General features: G+C 66.7%; 15 protein-coding genes and 2 pseudogenes. 2 read left to right on the top strand and 15 right to left on the bottom strand.

Annotated features, from left to right (window positions below):
* Window positions 1-398 precede the first annotated feature (398 nt).
* From AB0383_RS45670 to AB0383_RS45660, 3 genes are all read right to left on the bottom strand, one after another.
* Window positions 399-1,745, bottom strand: a complete 1,347-nt coding sequence (locus AB0383_RS45670) for an FAD-binding oxidoreductase (protein ID WP_366190707.1) — start codon at window positions 1,743-1,745, stop codon at window positions 399-401.
* A gap of 472 nt (window positions 1,746-2,217) precedes the next feature.
* Entirely contained in the window at window positions 2,218-3,090 is an 873-nt protein-coding gene (locus tag AB0383_RS45665; RefSeq protein WP_364187467.1) for an alpha/beta hydrolase, read from the bottom strand.
* Between the two features lie 583 nt (window positions 3,091-3,673).
* Complete coding sequence (locus AB0383_RS45660) at window positions 3,674-3,916, bottom strand: hypothetical protein (RefSeq protein WP_364187465.1); 243 nt, start codon at window positions 3,914-3,916, stop codon at window positions 3,674-3,676.
* Between the two features lie 311 nt (window positions 3,917-4,227).
* Here AB0383_RS45660 and AB0383_RS45655 point away from each other — a divergent pair, with 311 nt between their 5' ends.
* The gene (locus AB0383_RS45655) at window positions 4,228-5,070 is read left to right on the top strand and encodes a TIGR03621 family F420-dependent LLM class oxidoreductase (RefSeq protein WP_364187462.1); all 843 of its coding nucleotides are present in this window, start codon (window positions 4,228-4,230) and stop codon (window positions 5,068-5,070) included.
* 390 nt (window positions 5,071-5,460) lie between these two features.
* On the opposite strand, the gene AB0383_RS45650 is transcribed toward AB0383_RS45655, so the two are convergent.
* From AB0383_RS45650 to AB0383_RS45635, 4 genes and pseudogenes are all read right to left on the bottom strand, one after another.
* Window positions 5,461-5,988 carry a DUF417 family protein gene (locus tag AB0383_RS45650; RefSeq protein ID WP_364187459.1) on the bottom strand — a complete coding sequence of 176 codons (528 nt, stop codon included), beginning with the start codon at window positions 5,986-5,988 and terminating at the stop codon, window positions 5,461-5,463.
* A 1,023-nt stretch (window positions 5,989-7,011) separates the two neighbouring features.
* Window positions 7,012-7,947 carry a serine/threonine-protein kinase gene (locus AB0383_RS45645; RefSeq protein WP_366190704.1) on the bottom strand — a complete coding sequence of 312 codons (936 nt, stop codon included), beginning with the start codon at window positions 7,945-7,947 and terminating at the stop codon, window positions 7,012-7,014.
* Window positions 7,948-8,002: 55 nt separating this feature from the next.
* Window positions 8,003-8,404: pseudogene (locus tag AB0383_RS45640) on the bottom strand (iron-containing redox enzyme family protein); the annotation flags it as partial.
* Between the two features lie 49 nt (window positions 8,405-8,453).
* Window positions 8,454-9,569 (bottom strand): hypothetical protein, encoded by a 1,116-nt coding sequence (locus AB0383_RS45635; protein ID WP_366190702.1) that lies wholly within the window; start codon window positions 9,567-9,569, stop codon window positions 8,454-8,456.
* A gap of 760 nt (window positions 9,570-10,329) precedes the next feature.
* On the opposite strand from AB0383_RS45635, the gene AB0383_RS45630 reads away from it, so the two are divergent.
* A complete protein-coding gene (locus tag AB0383_RS45630; RefSeq protein ID WP_366190700.1) occupies window positions 10,330-11,313 on the top strand; it encodes a trypsin-like peptidase domain-containing protein in 984 nt (327 codons plus the stop codon).
* Between the two features lie 137 nt (window positions 11,314-11,450).
* Here AB0383_RS45630 and AB0383_RS45625 read toward each other — a convergent pair whose 3' ends face one another.
* The 8 genes and pseudogenes from AB0383_RS45625 to AB0383_RS45590 all read right to left on the bottom strand — a co-directional run.
* On the bottom strand, window positions 11,451-11,576 hold the full coding sequence (locus AB0383_RS45625) for a hypothetical protein (protein ID WP_364187444.1): 126 nt from the start codon (window positions 11,574-11,576) through the stop codon (window positions 11,451-11,453).
* 277 nt (window positions 11,577-11,853) lie between these two features.
* Window positions 11,854-13,140 (bottom strand): DUF1576 domain-containing protein, encoded by a 1,287-nt coding sequence (locus AB0383_RS45620; RefSeq protein WP_366190697.1) that lies wholly within the window; start codon window positions 13,138-13,140, stop codon window positions 11,854-11,856.
* Between the two features lie 5 nt (window positions 13,141-13,145).
* Window positions 13,146-14,315, bottom strand: coding sequence for an urea transporter (locus AB0383_RS45615; protein ID WP_364187438.1), 1,170 nt, complete (start codon window positions 14,313-14,315; stop codon window positions 13,146-13,148).
* Window positions 14,312-15,019, bottom strand: coding sequence for an urease accessory protein UreD (locus tag AB0383_RS45610; RefSeq protein WP_364187435.1), 708 nt, complete (start codon window positions 15,017-15,019; stop codon window positions 14,312-14,314). The genes AB0383_RS45615 and AB0383_RS45610 overlap by 4 nt, the downstream gene beginning before the upstream one ends.
* Window positions 15,020-15,179: 160 nt before the next feature.
* Window positions 15,180-15,905: an urease accessory protein UreG gene (ureG, locus tag AB0383_RS45605; RefSeq protein ID WP_364187432.1), complete on the bottom strand. Its 726-nt coding sequence runs from the start codon at window positions 15,903-15,905 to the stop codon at window positions 15,180-15,182.
* A 75-nt stretch (window positions 15,906-15,980) separates the two neighbouring features.
* A complete protein-coding gene (locus AB0383_RS45600) occupies window positions 15,981-16,313 on the bottom strand; it encodes an urease accessory UreF family protein (protein ID WP_366190694.1) in 333 nt (110 codons plus the stop codon).
* Window positions 16,256-16,660: an urease accessory UreF family protein gene (locus AB0383_RS45595; protein ID WP_366190692.1), complete on the bottom strand. Its 405-nt coding sequence runs from the start codon at window positions 16,658-16,660 to the stop codon at window positions 16,256-16,258. Before AB0383_RS45595 ends, AB0383_RS45600 begins: the two co-directional genes overlap by 58 nt.
* A gap of 17 nt (window positions 16,661-16,677) precedes the next feature.
* Window positions 16,678-17,433, bottom strand: a pseudogene (locus tag AB0383_RS45590) (amidohydrolase family protein); the annotation flags it as partial.
* Window positions 17,434-17,580 lie beyond the last annotated feature (147 nt).

Genomic DNA, 17,580 nt, shown 5'->3' with positions numbered 1-17,580 from the left:
CCATCACGAAGAGACAGCGCGGCAGCCGGTCGATTCGCCATACCGCATTCTGACACCCACCCAACCGTCAAACAACTAACGACACGCGACACTAGCAGATATGAACTTCTTTCGGACTGGTAATCTGCTGCCGCTCTTCGTCAGCCGTCCGAGCGTGCATGCCGCGCTTCAGTGCGAGGGCGGCCGCGAGCTCGGGATCGGCCACGTCGCTTGGCCTGACTATGACGCGTCCCGCGCTGATTTAGCAGACACACGAGTTTGCCGAACACGGATGTCGCGCAGTTACACCCGCATCGACCCGGCCGAGGGGCTCGGCCGAGTGAGCCCGTGGGTGGAGGCGGTGGCCGCATGTCGCAGCCGCCGACGCCTCGGCCACCAGCTGTCCTCGTGCGCGGAAATCAGGCTGCTGGCGGTATGTTGTGGTTGTTCTGGCTGAAGGTGTTGTCCGGATCGAAGACCTTCTTGAGTTCGCGGAGCCGTTGGTAGGTGTGCGGCGCATAGGCCAGCTCGGCGCCGTCGTGCCCACTGATGAAGTTCAAGTACTTGAGGCCGGTGCCCCAGGCGGAAAGACGTTCGATCAGCGTCTCGATCCGTTCGAGCGGGGCTGCGTTGACTTCGTGCGTACCCACGGCCGCACCCCACACGACGAAGCCGGCGTCGCGATTGCCAACCGCATTCGCGATCGCGGGAGGTCGGGCCAGAGCGCCGCCGAGGTGACGAATATCTACGATCGTCACAGTGCAGCCGGACTTCGGGCCGGCTGCCTCAACGAGGAGGTCGACGGCTTCCGGGGTGAGTTTCTCGAGCAGTGTCGATCGTTCCTCGTACGGCATGGGATCGGTCGGCTCTTGGTGGACTGCGGCGAACTCCCGGAAGGACCGTAAACCGACATCGTCGATGACCCTCGGTGCGACCTGCCGAAGCGGCGCGACGAGGCGCGCTCCTTCCTCCGGGTCACCGATATACGCGATACGCACGTGGACGACCAACTTGCCGCGAAGCGGCTCTGGCACCGACGGCAACGGCGGTAACCTGAGAAGCGCCACGGAGGAGTTCATCTCCTCCGGCGCCTCGTCGGTGAGATCGCGATACGCTTGAAGCACAACAGCGGTTGAGTCGCCAGCGTAGTAGAGGCCGCCACCGAAGAATTCCTTCACCGGGAACAGCGCCAGTTGCAGAGCCGTCACGACGCCAAAGTTGCTCTTGCCGCCGCGTAGGGCCCAGAACAAGTCGGGATCGCTGTCCGCCGACACTTCACGCAGGCAGCCGTCGGCGGTGGCCACTTGCAGACTGAGTACGTGGTCGGCCGCCCAGCCGAAAGTGCGGCCCAGGAAGGGGCTGAGTCCGCCGCCGAGCACATAGCCTGCGACGGCAACGCCCGGTGAAGAACCACACAGAGGAGCCAAGTCGTGGCGGGCAGCGCGATCGACGACATCCTGCCACCGAGCGCCGGCACCAACGTGCACCGTCGCGTTGGTCGGGTTCACCTCGACGTCGCCCATGCGTCCGGTGTTTATCATCATCGACCCGCGAACGGGGTCGAAGGGCTGGTGACCCGTGCACACGACCCCGATCTGGAGCCCGTTGGACGATGCGTATTCCACTGCGGCTTGGACGTCTGCCGCGCAGGTGGCACCGACGACAACTGCTGGGCGGTGTTCGACCAGGAGGTTGAACCCAGTGCACTCCGCCGCGTAACCCGCTTCGCCGGGCCGCAGAACGGGGCCGAGCACGACGCTCTTCAACTCGGTGATTCCATCGAGTGAGGCCTCCACTTGAGTTCGAGCAGCTTTCACTGACCTTGGCCTTTCTCGGTAGACAACCGGCGCGTCATGCGCTGAGAAATTTCTAATACAACGCAGTCAGGCGCTCGGGAAGTTTTGCTGGAATATCGACTCCGAAAGGCTAACCTCCGTTCGGAGCTTCGCGCGCTCGGTAACTGGTTACAGCAGACTTACAAAATTTCCCGAGATAAAGTGAGATGACCAAAGGGACAAGAATGATCGCCGGTAAGCTCTGGACTGGCCCGTCGCTGCCAGGCTATGAAGCTCGCGTGCGACAGTGTTGGAAATCTCATTCATTGTGACGAGGTTCACCATAGGCAATCACTCGCGGTTCCCTAGCGCAGCTCGAAAGTTTCGCTACCAGGATGGCGTGCTTTCGCGAGCACCATCGTGTGACAAATGCTGACCGTGCACCTCAGGGCTTCGAAATCTGTCAGCGCCCAGCCAAGACTCGGTCCAGGAAACCGAGCACGAGCTTGGCAACTTGGTCCAAAGCGCTCTCCAGGAGGAAGTGACCCCCGTTGAGAAGGTGCACTTCCGTGTTCGGGGCGTCTCCAGTGAAGGCCAGGGCACCCTCAGGGCCGAAGATCGGATCGTTCTTCCCCCACACTGCCATCACGGGAGGAAGGTTCGCCCGCAGGTACTCGTGCAGTGCTGGATACATCGGCGGATTGGAGGCGTAGTCCAAGAACAACTTCAACTGGATCGCGTCGTTGCCAGGCCGCGACAACAGCTGGTAGTCGTGGTGCCACGCGTCGGGACTCACCAAGCTCTCGTCTGGAACGCCGGTCACGTACTGCCATCTCGTGGTTTCCAAGGTCAACGCCTTGCGGATGTTCGCCTCTGTTTCCGTGTTCTGCTCGCGCTGGTAAGCCCACACGGTCGACCAAAAATTCTCAACAAAGCCCGAGTCGTACCCGTTGCCGTTTTGCGTGATGATGGCTGTGATCGAGTCCGGATGTGCGATGGCGAGGCGCCAGCCGATGGGAGCGCCGTAGTCCTGGACATACATTGCGTAACTGCCTAAACCTAGCTGCTCCAGCAGCCCCGCCGTCAGGCTCGTCAATGCGTCGAACGTGTAGGCGAAGTCCTCCACCGATGGCGCCGACGACAGGCCGAAACCCAAGTGATCCGGCGCTACGACGTGATACCGCGCCGAAAGTTCCGGGATCAGCGTTCGGAACATGAAGGAGCTCGTCGGGAACCCGTGCAGCAGGACAACGGCGGGAGCATCCGTGGGACCCGCTTCGCGATAGAAGAGCTGCTGACCCTCGACGGTCGCATAGCGATGATGAACGGTGGCCATATCTGACTCCAAGCGATATCAGTTGCAGCTGAGACGAAGCGACAGTTGACCACTCACCTAGGGCAGCGAGCGCAAACTGAGCGCAGCGCGTGCTGCTCTCGCGTCAAACCCGTGGCTCGAGACTAGACGCCGAATCCGTGTGTGGCACGAGTTGCGCGGCGCCGCTCAAGCACACCAGGAATCGTTACGGGGGAAGCGGGCAACCGGACGACGCGCATCCGCAGCTGTGCCTTGCTGCCGCTACCCACTCCCGTGGTGCGGTCTCAGGGTCAGTGGGCAGGTCGGGCGCTGCTGGCGGCGCACTGACCGTTAGTGTTTGCATGCCCCTATGACCGCGGGAGTCAACTCTGGCATCGCCGGCCCTGCCTGGCCGCTTCCGGCCGGACGCCGACGTGGCGGGTCGGCCTCGTCGAGGGGCACTGCAACCACGAGCTGCTGCGTTTCGTCGCAACCAGCCGTTGCGCAGTAGGTAGACGTCGAGTACGCAAAGTAGTCAAGTGCAACCAAAAGTCACCATCACTCAGCGTCGACCGCCTGGGAGTTCAGGGCTGGCGAGGTCGGAGTTCTTCAGAACGCGGCGCCGTCACGAACGCCCTCGTGACAGCCTGCCCTGGAGTTTTTCGACCTCATCGCCTGATAGGCAGCCGTGCCCATCTGGGGCGCCCGGCTCAAGCTTCGAATCCGTGGTGGAAATGCGTTGCGCGGGCGACGCGGACATCATCGTCATCAGCGATCGGCCGAGAACGTGCGGGAGGGTCTCGATGTCTACATGATTGCGGGTGATCCCGACGCGCTCGTTCACATGCGCAGTGAAGGCGTGCAGCACCTGCGCGAACCATCTACCAGCTGTGGTGCAGAGGCCAGGTGGCTGGCACGAAAACCTGGTGATGCTCGCCACATGGCGACGCGCCGCCGCCGCTCAATGGCAGGTTATTGTTTCCTGCGCAGTGGTGGAAACCGGACTGGCGGACTTGGAATTTCTGTCCTTACGGACATCTTTCCGATCCGACCACCGTGAGAAAATTGCCTATAGTCGACGGTGTTGACTCCCGCGCAGTCACCGCCTCGATACGCGGCGGGAGGCGGCTTGCAGTGGCGGGCAGACCGCCCACTTCCGAAGACCCCAGAAGGCATTTCATGACTAATCGTCCATTTCGTTTCGGCGTAACACTCTTCAACATCGGCTCACGGGCGGCTTGGCGCGCTCGAGTGCGTGAAGTGGAGGAACTCGGGTACGACGTGCTTCAGCTTCCGGATCACCTGGGCATGCCGGCGCCGTTCCCCGCGTTGGTCGCTGCGGCTGACGTGACGAACCTCCGGCTGGGCACCTACGTCCTCAACGTCGGTGTCCTCACTCCCGCCTACCTTGCCCGCGACGTCGCTGATGTCCATCGGCTGACCGCGGGGCGTCTGGAGTTGGGCCTCGGTGCCGGCTACGTCCCGGGCGAGTTCGAGGCAGCGGGTGTGCCGTTCGGCACAGGAGGGGATCGGTTGCGAAAACTCGCCGACGTCGTCGCAGCCACCCGGGACCTCCTCGCCTCCGAGCCCGACAAGCCTGTTCCGCCGATCATGTTGTCCGGGGCGGGTGATCGCATGCTGCGTCTCGCAGGCCATGAGGCCGACATCTTCAGCTTCGCGATCATGGCTGGGGTCGAGCCGGGCCTTGCTCCGGAAGAAGCCATGGCTCGTCGCGTCAACGTGTTGCGGGAGGCAGCCGGTGACCGTCTGGGTGACATCGAGCTGAACCTGTTCGTCGCAGCGGTTGGCGAGAGCGCAGATCGGCTCGACCTTTCGATCATCCGTGACGCCAGCGGTCTCGACGACGACAAGCTCTGTCGGCTCCCGGGAGTGCTGGTCGGTTCTCCGCGCGAGATCGCGGACCGGCTGTTGCGCTACCGAGAAGAGTTCGGCACGAGCTACATCAGCGTGCTGGAGCCACACATGACTACCTTCGCTGAGGTCATCAAACTCCTGCGCTGACAGGGTCGTCGCGAGCGTTGTGCTCGCCGGCTTGGTGTGTGCAGGACAATCGTCTAGCTGCTGGCCCCGCGCCCCGTGGGCGCGGGACCAGCAGCGGGATGGCGCAACCGAAGCCCTCCGAGGTTGCCGGAGGTCCATTGTCGATCGAAGAGAGCCGCGCGATCGCCCACCCGGCGACGATTTTCGGGAGACGGCAGGCTGACTGTCCCGCCCGCGCCCCATTCGGTGCTCATTCCGCTCCGCGGCGAACGATCCCTGAGAGGATTGTTTGCGGCCGTGATTCGCGCGGACCGCCGACGGGATCGCGCTGTCGGCTCTCCGCTGGAGCCTGGACGTCCATGGAACCACCGTTGTGCAGAGCAGCTTTCCTGGGGTGCAGCGGGAGGCCCATCATGCGCCGAGGACAACTTGTTCCGCCTCTTGCGTCGCCCTCTGCTTCGCGGTGACGCTGATGATCGATTCGCCCAGTGTCCACAGCGCCACACCGATCAAGACCAGGTCCTTGAGCAGGAACTGGCCAGGTTGTGCCGATAGCACCGGAAATGGCCCCGCAAACGTGACGACCACGCCTGGGGTCGTGAAGAGAAAGCTGAGTGTGCCTAGGAACAGTAGGATCGCCAGCGCGCTGCCCACAGCGGACAGCCGTGGCCGCAACGGCTGGATCGCGATCAGGATCGCGGCCACGATCTCCATGGTTCCCAGTGCCACTGCGACCGTGTGTGGACTGAAGATGTCTAAGAGCCAGCTCATCAGCGGGCTGTTCTCGATCAGTACCCGCGCGTCCATTTTTACGTATTTGCCACCACCGATCCACGCCAGAACGACGACCAGACCGTAGCGGCTTACAAGCGAGCCTGCTCCGGCCAACCGACCACCCCACAATTGGGCGCGCGTGGCCACGATGACGTTCGTCGACATGCAAACAATCCTCTCCGCAACGCTTGCCGCCTGCACTCCGGACGGCGTTGGCTGATCTCGACGAACGCGACGGTATCGGCGCTGACCGCAGCGGAGATCTTTTGCCGGAGATCTCTAAGAACCACGTAAGAAGATACCGGACCGCGCGCTGTCCAGCGTTGTCGTGCACGGGCACCGCACGAGTGACCCGTTGGACGAGTCGGATGGCTGCGCAGCGGTGAGGTCAGCGCAGCGGTGGAGCAGGCGGGGGTGCTCAGTCCTGTCGTCGACTCGCGTAGCGAGATTCTGCCTGGACCAGGTCGGCCTTCAGCTGGTTGATCGCCTAGGCCCGGGATTTCACTGCGAATGCCTTGGGCCGTTTGAACGTCCGCATCGTCTCGACCTGTCCGTCACTGGGCTTCACGATCGTGGTGGCGCGCTCAGCAGCGACCGCATGATCGAATCGCGCAGCCTTGGGTAGCGAGGAGCCCTGCGTGTCCTGGCGAGCACGCGGCCGGCGCGGTCTCCGCCCGCACCGCCGCGTGGATTGGCCGATGACAACGACCTCGTCAAGGGCGCATCTCAGGTCGGCCCGGCGGCAACCACCCCGACGCCGAATGCCGAGTCGGTCGACACTGCCGGCTCAGCGCTGGTGCGGTGTGCCCGCGGAGACGAAGTTTGGCCGGCGGGCACGGTGTTAGGGGTGGACGTGGCCCTTGCCCTTGCCCTTGGGGTGCCCCTTGGCTTTATCGGCTGGATTGGCAGCGTTGTTGTCGCGGTTGGCCGTAAGGGCGCCAGGGCCGGCCACTGAGGCCGGGCCTGGCGCGGCTGGAGGCGGTCCGGCGATCGCCGTGGCAGGTGGCTTCGCGGGCGTCGCCGGCGAGGGCGTGGGGATGATCTGCACAGGCGTCGTGGAGGAGGTGGGGACGGATGTCGTGGGTTGTTCGGCGGCGGGAGTTGAAGCGGGGCTTGGCGCGTCGGGATTCGTGAGCGCTACGACAACCATTGCCAGGGTGGCCGCGGCTGCGAGGCCCCTCGAGGCGATCAGGGTTCGTCGACGCCGCGTGAAACCCGGCATCGAGGCGCGGTCAGGGCCCGTGGTGCCTGTGTGCGTGGCCGTGGCCCGCTCAGCATCTGCAGTGCTTCATGCGCTGTGGGGCGGTGTTCTGGCTCGCGGGCGGTCATACGTGTGAGGGTCCGTGCGAGAGGTACGAGCAGCCCGTCGGGGATGCGCGGAGACCGGTGTAGCCGCGCGAGTGCCGATTCGGCCATCGTGCCGGGGTACTCCCGCTCCGCGGTCAAGCACTCGAGCAGGATGAGGCCGAGCGCGTACACGTCGGCGGCCGGTCCGGCCGGCTCACCGGCGATCTGCTCCGGTGCGAGGTAGGCGGCCGTGCCGGTCACAAAACCAGTGCCGGTGATGTGGGTCGAGTCGAGTTCGTGGGCGATGCCGAAATCGCCGATCAGCGGGCCGTCGGGGTCGAGCAGGATGTTGGCGGGCTTGAGGTCCCGGTGCACGACGCGCCGGTTGTGCAGGTGTGCCAATGACTCGGTGAGCCGGACCCCCAGCTCGGACACTTCTGCGGTTGGCAAGGGCCCGGCGAGCAGGCGCTCGGCGAGATTTCCGCCGTCCACCAGCTGCATCACCAGAAACGGTCTGCTGTGATCGGTCCCGCTGTCCAGCACGGCCACCACCCCGGGGTGGTTGATGCCGGCCTGGATGGTCTTCTCCCGGAGCCGCCGTACCTGGTCCGCCGCGACGACGTCCCGGTCGTACACCTTGAGTGCGACCGGGCGGCCGAGCCTTCGATCGAACGCCCGGTAGACCCGCGCGGTACCGCCGCTGCCGATCAGGTGTTCGACCTCGTAGCGTCCGGCGGTCAAGGTCAGAGGCTTGTCTGGGCCATCCTGGGCCACCACGTCGCCAACGAGGGAAAACCGAGGAGCGGTGACGCCGTTACTCGCTCGCTCATCCGTCATCGGCAGCCACCCCCATGTTGTCGGTGACCCACCAAGTATCCAGCGACACAGTCCGCTAAACGACAATCAGGGAAGTCGTGGCACCAGTGCCTGGAGCGAGTTCCGTGACCCGTGATCGCTGTCTGGCGAGCCGGGCGGGCTCGAGGCTGAGCCCGGTGGAGGCGGAGTTCGCCCACATGCTTCTCACGCGCTGGGACGAGGGACGCTCGTCCCTGGGCCCGGCGGCGGGGTCAGCGCCCGCCGGCGGACACGCGGAAGCCGCACACCTTGCGGGTGCCGCCAGCGCGCACGCCGCACCGAAGAGGACGTCGCCGGCGGCCGACGGGTTCTCGCGGGCGAACGTGCCACACAGGTCGCGTGCGGCGATCTGCTCGCGCACGGCGTCGGCCTCGACGTGTTCGTCGTAGAACCGCGTCGCGGCGGCATCGCCACCCAGCCGCCGCAAACCGTACGGATGGTGGCGAGCACGGCGGCGTGGTGGGGTAGGAGATGGGAGCGGTCCGCGGTCACCCCGTCGGCGCGTATCTCAAGGTCGCGGCGACGTCGCCGCCGCCGGGGACGTCCTCGTGGCGGACGGCGAGCAGGCGGGCGCCCGATAGCCAGGCGCGGCGCGCGATCTCGTCGACGAGCCCACCGGCGTCGGAAGCTCCGAAGGTCACCGCGCCCAGGTCGTCGACCTCACCGGGGACGGTGGCGTCTATGTCCACGAACAGCGTGTCGACGGCGCCGCGCGTGGCGAAGCGGGCCAGGTCTGCGAGGTCCGTTGAGGTGCGACCCTGCCCGAAGCGTTCGTTGAACGTGGTTTTCTCTTCGTCGAGCCGGGAGGCGTACCAATTGTCGAGGACCGCGCGGGCTTCGGCGACCAGTTCGCCGTCGCCGCGGTCCTCCGGGTTGCCGGGCACACTGTGCGGCACAAGGTCGGGGTAGCGGCAGTGCACGCGGAAGATGCTGTCGAGCGGCTCGGTCGCGGCGAGCACGAGCGGCACACCGTGGCCGGGCAGCACCTCGCGCAGCGCGCTGTCGACCAGCCGGGAAAACTGCGCCATTCGCACCTTCTGCCCCTCCACGCCTTGCACCCGGCGGTTCGGAGCGCGGTCCTTGATGGATGCTTTGCCGACGGCGGACGCCACGTCCGCGGGCATGTCCGGCACCCGTACCTCACGTGGGGGAGCGTCGGGCACGGTTTCCAGCACTCGCGCTGAACCCTGGGCGAGAGCCAGCACGAACGCGGTCTGCGGGAAGGTCACCGCGCGCATCAGCGGTTTGACGAAGAACCGTGTCGCTCCGACGGCGGCTGGCGTGAGGCGGTTGGGCAGCCGGAAGCTGCGCAGGGAGGCCGGTGTCGCGAACACGGCGAGGCTGCGTGCTTGGTGCCGCCAGAAGTCCCCGGAGTTCTCGTCCTCCAGCACGGCAAGCTGTTCCGCCAGCGCCGCGAGGTCCTTTTGGTCCACGTCGCCCAGCTGCGCCAGCGCTTCCCGTACTCCGTTCTTGTACGCGATCCGCTCCGCCTCGCCCGGTGACGTGGGCGCGGTCTGCAGGTAGATCGACACGGCGGCCGGAACTTCGGCCCGCCAGAGCGCGTCGAGCTCGGAGCGGGTCGGGATGTCGGTGTACAGCGTCATGCGGTCCCTCCTCCTCGAGGTGTCCGTGCGCCCGTCCCGCCTGCGGCCGGGCAGGACCTCCAATTTCGACAGTAGGTCCAGGCGCGGCCGGAAACCATGGAAGTCCGGTGACGCCGCATTCGGCGTAACTTCCTGTAGTCCTGGGAACGTAAGAAATCACAAGTTCTAGCCAGCCACCGCTCATCGCTGTCCTTGGCGGGGTGACGTACACCGCGCTTCATCGGGTGGTCGCGGTCGAGTCAGGAGCTCCGGACAACGGTTTCCTTAACGCCGCGTCGGACGCCGGCGTGGTGGCGACGAGTGACCTGGTCTGCAAGTCTGAATCCGATCTGCAGTGGCGGCTCGTGATCCACGGCTGGACATGGTGTGCGCCGCACGTCCCGAGCGTTCCGCAAGGCCTACTGGCGGGTAGGCCTGCGGTAGGTGATTTGCGCCAACACATATCACCCGTTGCGGGCGAAGACGGCCACGCCTATCAGAGACTAAATGGGGAGGTAGCTCTACCCGCCGCGCACAATGAATTACACGGGGGGAGTGCGCCGTGACCGGTCCGCGATCGTATCCCACCGAGGCCGTCGCCGAAGTGTCCAATCTGAGCAAGCCGCCCGTCATGGATACCAGAAGCGCTACCTACGCCGCTGAACCCGCCGATATTACAGGCATCACCGTCGTCGGCGTTGAGCACGGCTGCGGGGCGGGCGCTGCATGACCTGGCCACTGCAGCGCGATGCGCTCGGCCGCCGGTAGGGCGGGTGGGCTGGTGGCGGTGCTGCTGGTTACCGCTTGCACCACAGCCCCGCCGACCACGCCCGCTGGTGTGCCACAAAGCCTAGGCAGCCTGGCCGACGTGCCGGCCGTTTCGGCCAGCGTGCTGCCGACCGTGGTCAAAGTGCTCACCAGCGGCGGCAACGGCAGCGGTGTCATCTACACCGCCGACGGTTTGGTTCTCACCAACGAGCACGTCATCCGCGGGGCCGCGTCGGTGCAGGTCGCGTTCGCCGACGGCCAGCGCTATTCCGCCACGGTCAGAGCAGTTGATGTCGCCACCGACCTGGCTCTGGTACAGACCGGCCGCAGCGGGCTCCCGGTGGCCCGGTTCCAGGCCCGACTGCCGGTGATCGGTGAGCTCGCCGTCGTGGTCGGCAGCCCGTTGGGTTTCGAGAACAGCGTGACCGCCGGGGTTGTGTCCGGTCTGCACCGTGAGATTCCCGGCAGCGCCACGGAAACTCAGGCGCTCGTCGACCTGATTCAGACCGACGCTGCCATCAGTCCGGGCAGCAGCGGTGGCGCCGTCGTGAATACCCGCGGCGAGGTGATGGGAATCAGCGAGGCCTATATCCCACCGCAGGCCGGGGCTGTCTCCCTTGGCTTCGCGATTCCCGCCGCCACCGCCACCGACGTCGCCGAGCAGTTGCGGGCCACTGGCCGCGCCCGGCATGCATTCGCCGGGCTCGAACCGGCCCGGATCACCCCGCAGATCGCTGCCCAGATGCACCTGCGGAGTACAGACGGGGTCATCATCAGCGCGATCGTCCCGGGCGGGCCTGCGGCTAACGCCGGCCTGCATCCCGGTGATGTCATCCTGACCGTTGACGCGACACCGACGCGGCGGCCTGAGGACTTTCTCGGCGCATTGCGCCGCCGGACTCCGGGGGACGAAATCGCCGTGACTGTCCGCGGGCCCGGCGGCCAGGAACGCTCGGCCGAGCTCACGCTCACCGATCGACCGGCATTCAGTCAATGAGGGGACGTGCACGATCAGCGCCCGGCGGGCCCCGAGCGCCACTGCTGGGCCTGAACCGCCGCAACCGTTTGGAGCAATAGTCGATGCTTCGGTCCAGGTGGCAGGCCTCGGCGGCCAGGCCCCGGGCGCGGCAATGGTCAGCGCTGTACGTCTCCGGTCGTGTGCTGGATGAGCCCGGCTTCTTGGGGGTGGCTCGCACGGTCGAACACGGCATCGAGAATCTGCTCGAGCTTGTGCACGGTGCCGTCGAACGTCTCGGCCACCGAGCGGCCATGATCAAGGATCAGTCGAAGGGTCGTAAAAGAGGCCCCGGCCGCCACCAGAGCCGCTGGTCTCGTTGTCCAGCGCCGGAAAGAAGCAGCCGCCCTTCGGGAGGGATGTCTTGACGACCCCGGTCTCAACCCGCCAAGGCATGGCACGTCTCCTGCGGACCCAACTCGCGCGGTCCCGTTTGAGGACCAGACCTCACCCGTCCGAAACTGCCCACTCATGACGAGATCATCGCCGCGCGGGTCTACCAGACACCGAACGACGGTCCTGTTAGGACCTCTCGGAGTTTCGGGTCCTTGTCGTCCGCCTTCGCCATGCGACGATCACGGGCACGAGCAGGGAGGCCACGATGCCGGCCGCGAACCCGTTGTTGTATAGGTTGAGCCCGGCCGTCAGGCTTCCGACAGTGAGGACTACGCAGGAGTGCAGGAACCCGGCGACCACCCCCCAGTGCGGCCCGAACCGGCCGGGGATCGGGGCCAGTGCCGTGCCGAACAGGGCGGCGAACAGGATCGACGGGTCGGTCACGTGCCACGGGGCGGTCAGGGAGGCGAGGAAGACGCCGGCCATGACGGGGACGATGTTCAACGTGTGCTTGCCGAACGCCGCGAATCCCACGACGCTGAAGATCGTCCCCACGATCGGCCCGTTGAGGTCCCCGCCGATGGCCAGGACGTAGCCCGTACTGATCCCACCGGTGATCGCCATGTTCAGCAGCGTCGGCCCGAGTCCCACCTTGGTGATGAAGTCGGTGTGTGCCTGCCCCGGCAGCCGGTGCAGCGCACCCAGCTTGCGCCACGCCTGCCGGTCGACGAGCAACCCCAGCATCGCCGTCGACGCGAACAACGCGCCGAGGAATACGCCCAGGATCAGGTTGTAGCCGCTCGTCCAGATCAGCACGGGTTCGGGAACGTATCCATACGCCTTGTAGACCGCCACGACCACCGTGCCGACGAGGCCGGCGACGAAGCCCATGTTGTAGAGGGTGAACCCGTCGTGGGCTCGGAACAGTTGCTTGGCGATCGGCGCCACCACGAAGCCGATGCAGAGCTTGGTGCCGAGCGACAGCGCAAGCCGGGCGGGCAGTGGCAGCGACGTGGTGAAGAGAATCTCGGAGAAGACCGGCGCCAACGCGGCACCGAAGAACGCGGTGTTGATGTGCTCGGCGAAGGGTTGCCGCTGGTGCTTGGCGTAGAGGTAGGTGCCGGCGACCCCGGGCCAGACGTTGAGGAGGTTGTTGCCGAACAAGCCGATGCCGAGCATGAGAAGGAGGCAGGCGACCGCCGCGCCGTCGATTTTGGCCTTGGAGACGCGGTAGACGCCACAGACGAGGACGATGAGCAGGCCCGCGTTGACGAACGCCGCGCCCAGCCCGCCGATTCCCACGTAGTCGGTGACGAGGACGTCCCGCGCCATCAGGATGTCGACCACACCGCGGGCGACATCCACGGGACCGCTCACCGTCAAGCCGAAGGCCACGAACGACAGCGCAAAACAGAGGACGATCAGCAGCACCTGCCCGTCGGTTGCCTGGCCGCTCAGACGGTCTCTGTTCATCGCGCCTACTGACGGCTGGCCGGCAGGGGTTTCGCGCGTTGCTTCCGAAGCTGCTCGGGTGTTGTCAGGCCCTGCCTGAGGTGCTGCTCGGGTGTTGACAGCGTATCGAGCGGCACGGCGTCGAGATTCGTGACGTGTCCCTTGACGAGCAGGATCGCGAGTGTGGCAAGGCAGAAGGGCAAGGTGAGGGCCGGGAGTCCCCACGGAGTGAACAGCACCGACAGGGTCGCGGCCAAGACGGCGGACATGACGGCGGACATGACGGCGCCGAAGATGCCGAGCACGAATGTTCGCCGCGACAGGACCAGAAACACCCCGGCGATGGCTGCCGCCGTCAGGCACGAATTGTATCCCAACAGGCCGTGGTAGATCGCGTATCCGTCGCTGCCGAGAGCTATGCCGATCGCGCCCCCGACCGCTGACCCGGCCAGCACGAGCCCGGCGGCGATCCGTGAGCAGACCGTCATCCCGATGATGATGACGATGCCTGAGATCAGGCTGTTGGCGAGGAAGATCTGGCTGACCCCGCGGAAGAGCGCGTTGGCCAGCGCCGCCACGTCGTACGACCCGGCGGAATCGACGGTCGATCGCAGCGCGGTGCCGGTGGCGGGCCCGGGGTGCTGGATGGTTCCGGGTGTCAGCAGCGTGCCCGCGTGACCATGTGCCAGTCCCAGCGCGGCGACCAGGGAGGCAAGGGTGACGATGTTGAAGGCGAGTGTCAGCGGGGGAGCCTGCCAGGTGGGAACGAGGATGGTGGTCAACGCGGCCATCACGATGGTCGATGCCGCCGCACCGCCGATGATGTAGCCGAAGATCGCCCCGTGCCACGGTGGGGACAGGAACGTCGCGAATCCGGCGCCGACCAGGGTGCCGTTGAACCCGTAGAGACCAGCCCGGATCGCGACGCGGTCGAGGCCGAGCAGATGCGCGGTGACAGTCGCGGCGGCCACTCCGACGATCGTGGCGGTACCCAGCCACGGTGTGTACAGGTAGAGAGCGAGCAGGAAGAGCACCCCGGTGACCGGGTTGTCCATGAAGCAGACCTGCCCGACGCCGCGCAGGCAAGAATCCGCGAACGCAACCGCCGGGTGCCGGTCGGCACGCTCGCTCCACGAAGGCATCGTCGCGTCGAGCGAATGCAGCCGGTAGACGCCGGCGCGGGCCTGGACGGTCATCTTGCCTCCTCCGTGATCGGGCGGAAATGCGCGGGAGGCCGGGGAACCGGCGCCGCAGCGCATCGATTCCAGCTTTCGTACCGATGAGGCGCGGCGTGGGAAAGCGCGGGCCGTCGCCCCGCGAAATACGCCTCCACTGCACCCAGCCAGGCGGACCAGGTACCGGCGAGGATGTGGTCGGCCTCGTGGGCGGCGCCGGTGAGGGCGCGAGCCAGCATGCCGTGCCCCGCGAGCGGTGTCCTACCCGGGCCGATCTCGGTGCCGGTCGACAGGCCGAGCACCATGGCCGTGGCCACGACCCGGTGGAGGCCCAGCATTCCAGGCAGCGCGCGAGCCCGCGGATCGCGCAGGTCCAGCGTCTCCACGAGCAGCGGGGCACCGCCGAGCGTGACGCGCTGACGGGAGAGGACTGAACCGCCGTCTTCCGCGTACCGCCCGAGCACCAAAGTCTCGCGGAATGCCACGACCCCGCCCTCGTCCAGTGCCACGTCGAGGTCACGCTCGACGTCTGCGCCGTCCGCGATGACGAAGGGTGCCGACCGCCAGATGAAACTACCGCCCGCGCCGACCTTGACCCGGGCGGTGTAGGTGGCTCGCCCGCCCCGGGCGTTGTACGCGACGGTGCCCGACGGCTCGATCAGCTCGAGGTACGTACCAGCGCCGACCTCCACGTCCAGTTCGAGCCGGTCGCCGGCCAGGAGCATCGCCTGGTGCCCGACGAGGGCGATCCGGGCGTGCCGTCCGCATCGGGTGAGCAGCCGGGGGTGAGGAAGTCCCCGGCAGTCATTTCTTCGGCACAGAGACCATCGCCGGCACAACCGATCCGCACGCGGGTGGGCCGCGGGCCGGCGCAGCCGGCGGCGTTCATGGGCGCGCGTTCGCGGCCGGTGCGCCACCGTGGCTGTGCAGGTGGGGGCTGGGATGGTGGTCAGCGGCATGAGTGTGCGGTGCCATCGGTCCGGGGTCCCGGGGAGTGTGCCGGCCGCGGCGGTGCTGGGCCACCAGCTGGAGGATCCAGGTACGCAGTTCGGCGATGCTGGCAGGATCGTGCTGGCTCAGTGCCAGGACGGGCAGGTCACCCCGCACCTTGCCGGCGTCGTCGACCATCTGTGCCGGGTCCACTCCCACGTAGGGCGCCAGGTCGGTCTTGTTCACCACGAGCAGGTCGGCTCTCTCGATACCGGGGCCGCCTTTACGAGCGACGTCACCGCCCCCGGCCACGTCGATGCAGAAGATCTGGGCGTCGGCCAGCGCTGGACTGAACGTTGCGGTCAGGTTGTCTCCGCCGCTCTCGACGACCACCAGGTCGAGGGGGGCGAACTGCCGCTCGAGGTCTTCGACGGCGATCAGGTTCGGGGCAACGTCGTCGCGGATCGCCGTGTGCGGGCACGCACCGGTTTCCACCGCTGTGATCCGTTCGACCGGGAGCACCCCAACGGCCCGGAGCAGCCGGGCGTCTTCATCGGTGTAGATGTCGTTGGTGACGACGGCTATCTGCAGCTCGTGCCCGAGCTGCTGGCAGATGGTTGCGATGAGCGTGCTTTTGCCCGTGCCGACTGGGCCGGCGACCCCCAGCCGCAGGGCGCGCACCGCAGCGTCCTGCGGTGAATCGGCAGGGGCGCCGGGACCGTTGCCCCGGCAGCAGGATCGGTGAGCTCGATGTCGTCAGGCACGGAACATCCTCCTCTTGCTGAGATAGTGGGTGAGCGACCACTCCTCGATCAGTGGAGCCGCGCTGGCCGGCAGGGCCGCCGGCTCGGTGATCGTCACCGCTTCCCTTGTGACCTCGTCGATCATGAGCGCGACCGTGAGCAGCCAGCGGACCGGCTCGAGGGGATCGATCGGCAACAGTTTCAAAGCGGCTGAGGCGACAGCCTGAGCGTCGTCGTAGAGGCAGACGCGGGCGGCCTGCCGCTCGTCCATCGCGGTCAGCGCCGTGACTACGCCGAGCGCGACCGGTCGTTGCGGTGCACCGTCCAGCGCCCGCAGCCCCCGCACGGCATGCGCGTGGGGCCACAGGCGCTCCACGAGCCGCGCCAGGCCCCGGCCCAGCTGACCGAGGCCTCCCGCATCGGTGCACTGGGGGTACGCGCCAGCAACTCGTCCTGCAGCGTCCGCAGTCCGGCGCCATCCGCCGTCCCGGCGCTCCTGGCCCAGCGGTGGCTGAGCACGGTGGCCGCGGCCTCCATCCTGCCCACCGTCATGAGCCGCGCGCGCAGGTAATCCGGCACGCCGTAAGCCGACAGGCCCGCGTTCACGGCGGGCTCCAGGCCGGCGGAGTGGGCGTGGCCGCCGACGGGCAGACGACCGTCGGCCAGCAGCAGCGCTGCGATGGATGCAGTCACGGGTCGGAACCGGCCTCCTAGAACAGTGTGTACCGCTGCGCCATCGGCACCTCGCCCACCGGCTCGGGTCTTACCGCCTCGCCGTCGACCGTGACCGTGAAGGTCTCCGGGTCGACCTCGATGGCCGGGAGCGCTGTGTTGTTGGGCATGTCCGCCTTCGTCAGATGCCGGGTCGGGCGGACCGCGGCCAGCCGGCGGGTGAGGCCGAGCCGCCCGGCCAACCCGTCCTCCAGGGCGGCCGGTGCGACGAATGACGTGGCCAGGTGTGGCGCCGACGCGTGACCAGCCGCGAGTGGTGGGCGGATGAAAACCGGCTGTGGTGTGGTGATGACGGCGTTCGGGTCGCCGAGCGGTGCCGCCACGATGGCGCCGCTCTTGAGTACGGCTTGCGGGCGGATCCCGAAGAACGCCGGGTCCCACAGCACGAGGTCGGCCATCTTGCCCGGCTCGATCGAGCCCACTTCGTGGTCGATGCCGTGTGCCACTGCCGGGCAGATCGTGTACTTCGCGACGTAGCGGCGGGCTCGCTCGTTGTCGGCCGGAAAGCTGCTTTCGCCGCGGCCGTAGCGCGCCTTCATCACGTGCGCGACCTGCCAGGTGCGCAGCACGATCTCACCGACCCGTCCCATCGCCTGGGCGTCGGATGAGGTGATCGAGATGGCGCCCAGGTCATGCAGCAGGTCCTCGGCTGCCATCGTGTTCGGGCGGATCCGGGACTCGGCGAACGCGAGATCCTCCGGTACCCGCGGGTTCAGCGCGTGGCGCACGATCAGCGCCACCCTTCTGTGTGACCTGGGTCCATCGGGTGTCGGCGCTGACCTGGGACTTCGCGCCGACAGAGCCTCATGTCAACGGCGCCTGAGTAAATCTATGATGGCCGGGGTAGACATTCAACTAAGGTCATGTGTAGTCTTCTCCAC

Origin of the sequence: Amycolatopsis sp. NPDC051373, from assembly GCF_040689465.1 — a bacterium.
GTDB lineage: Bacteria > Actinomycetota > Actinomycetes > Mycobacteriales > Pseudonocardiaceae > Amycolatopsis.
Note: the sequence above shows the minus strand (reverse complement) of the source record. Positions and strands in the feature narration are given on the sequence as shown.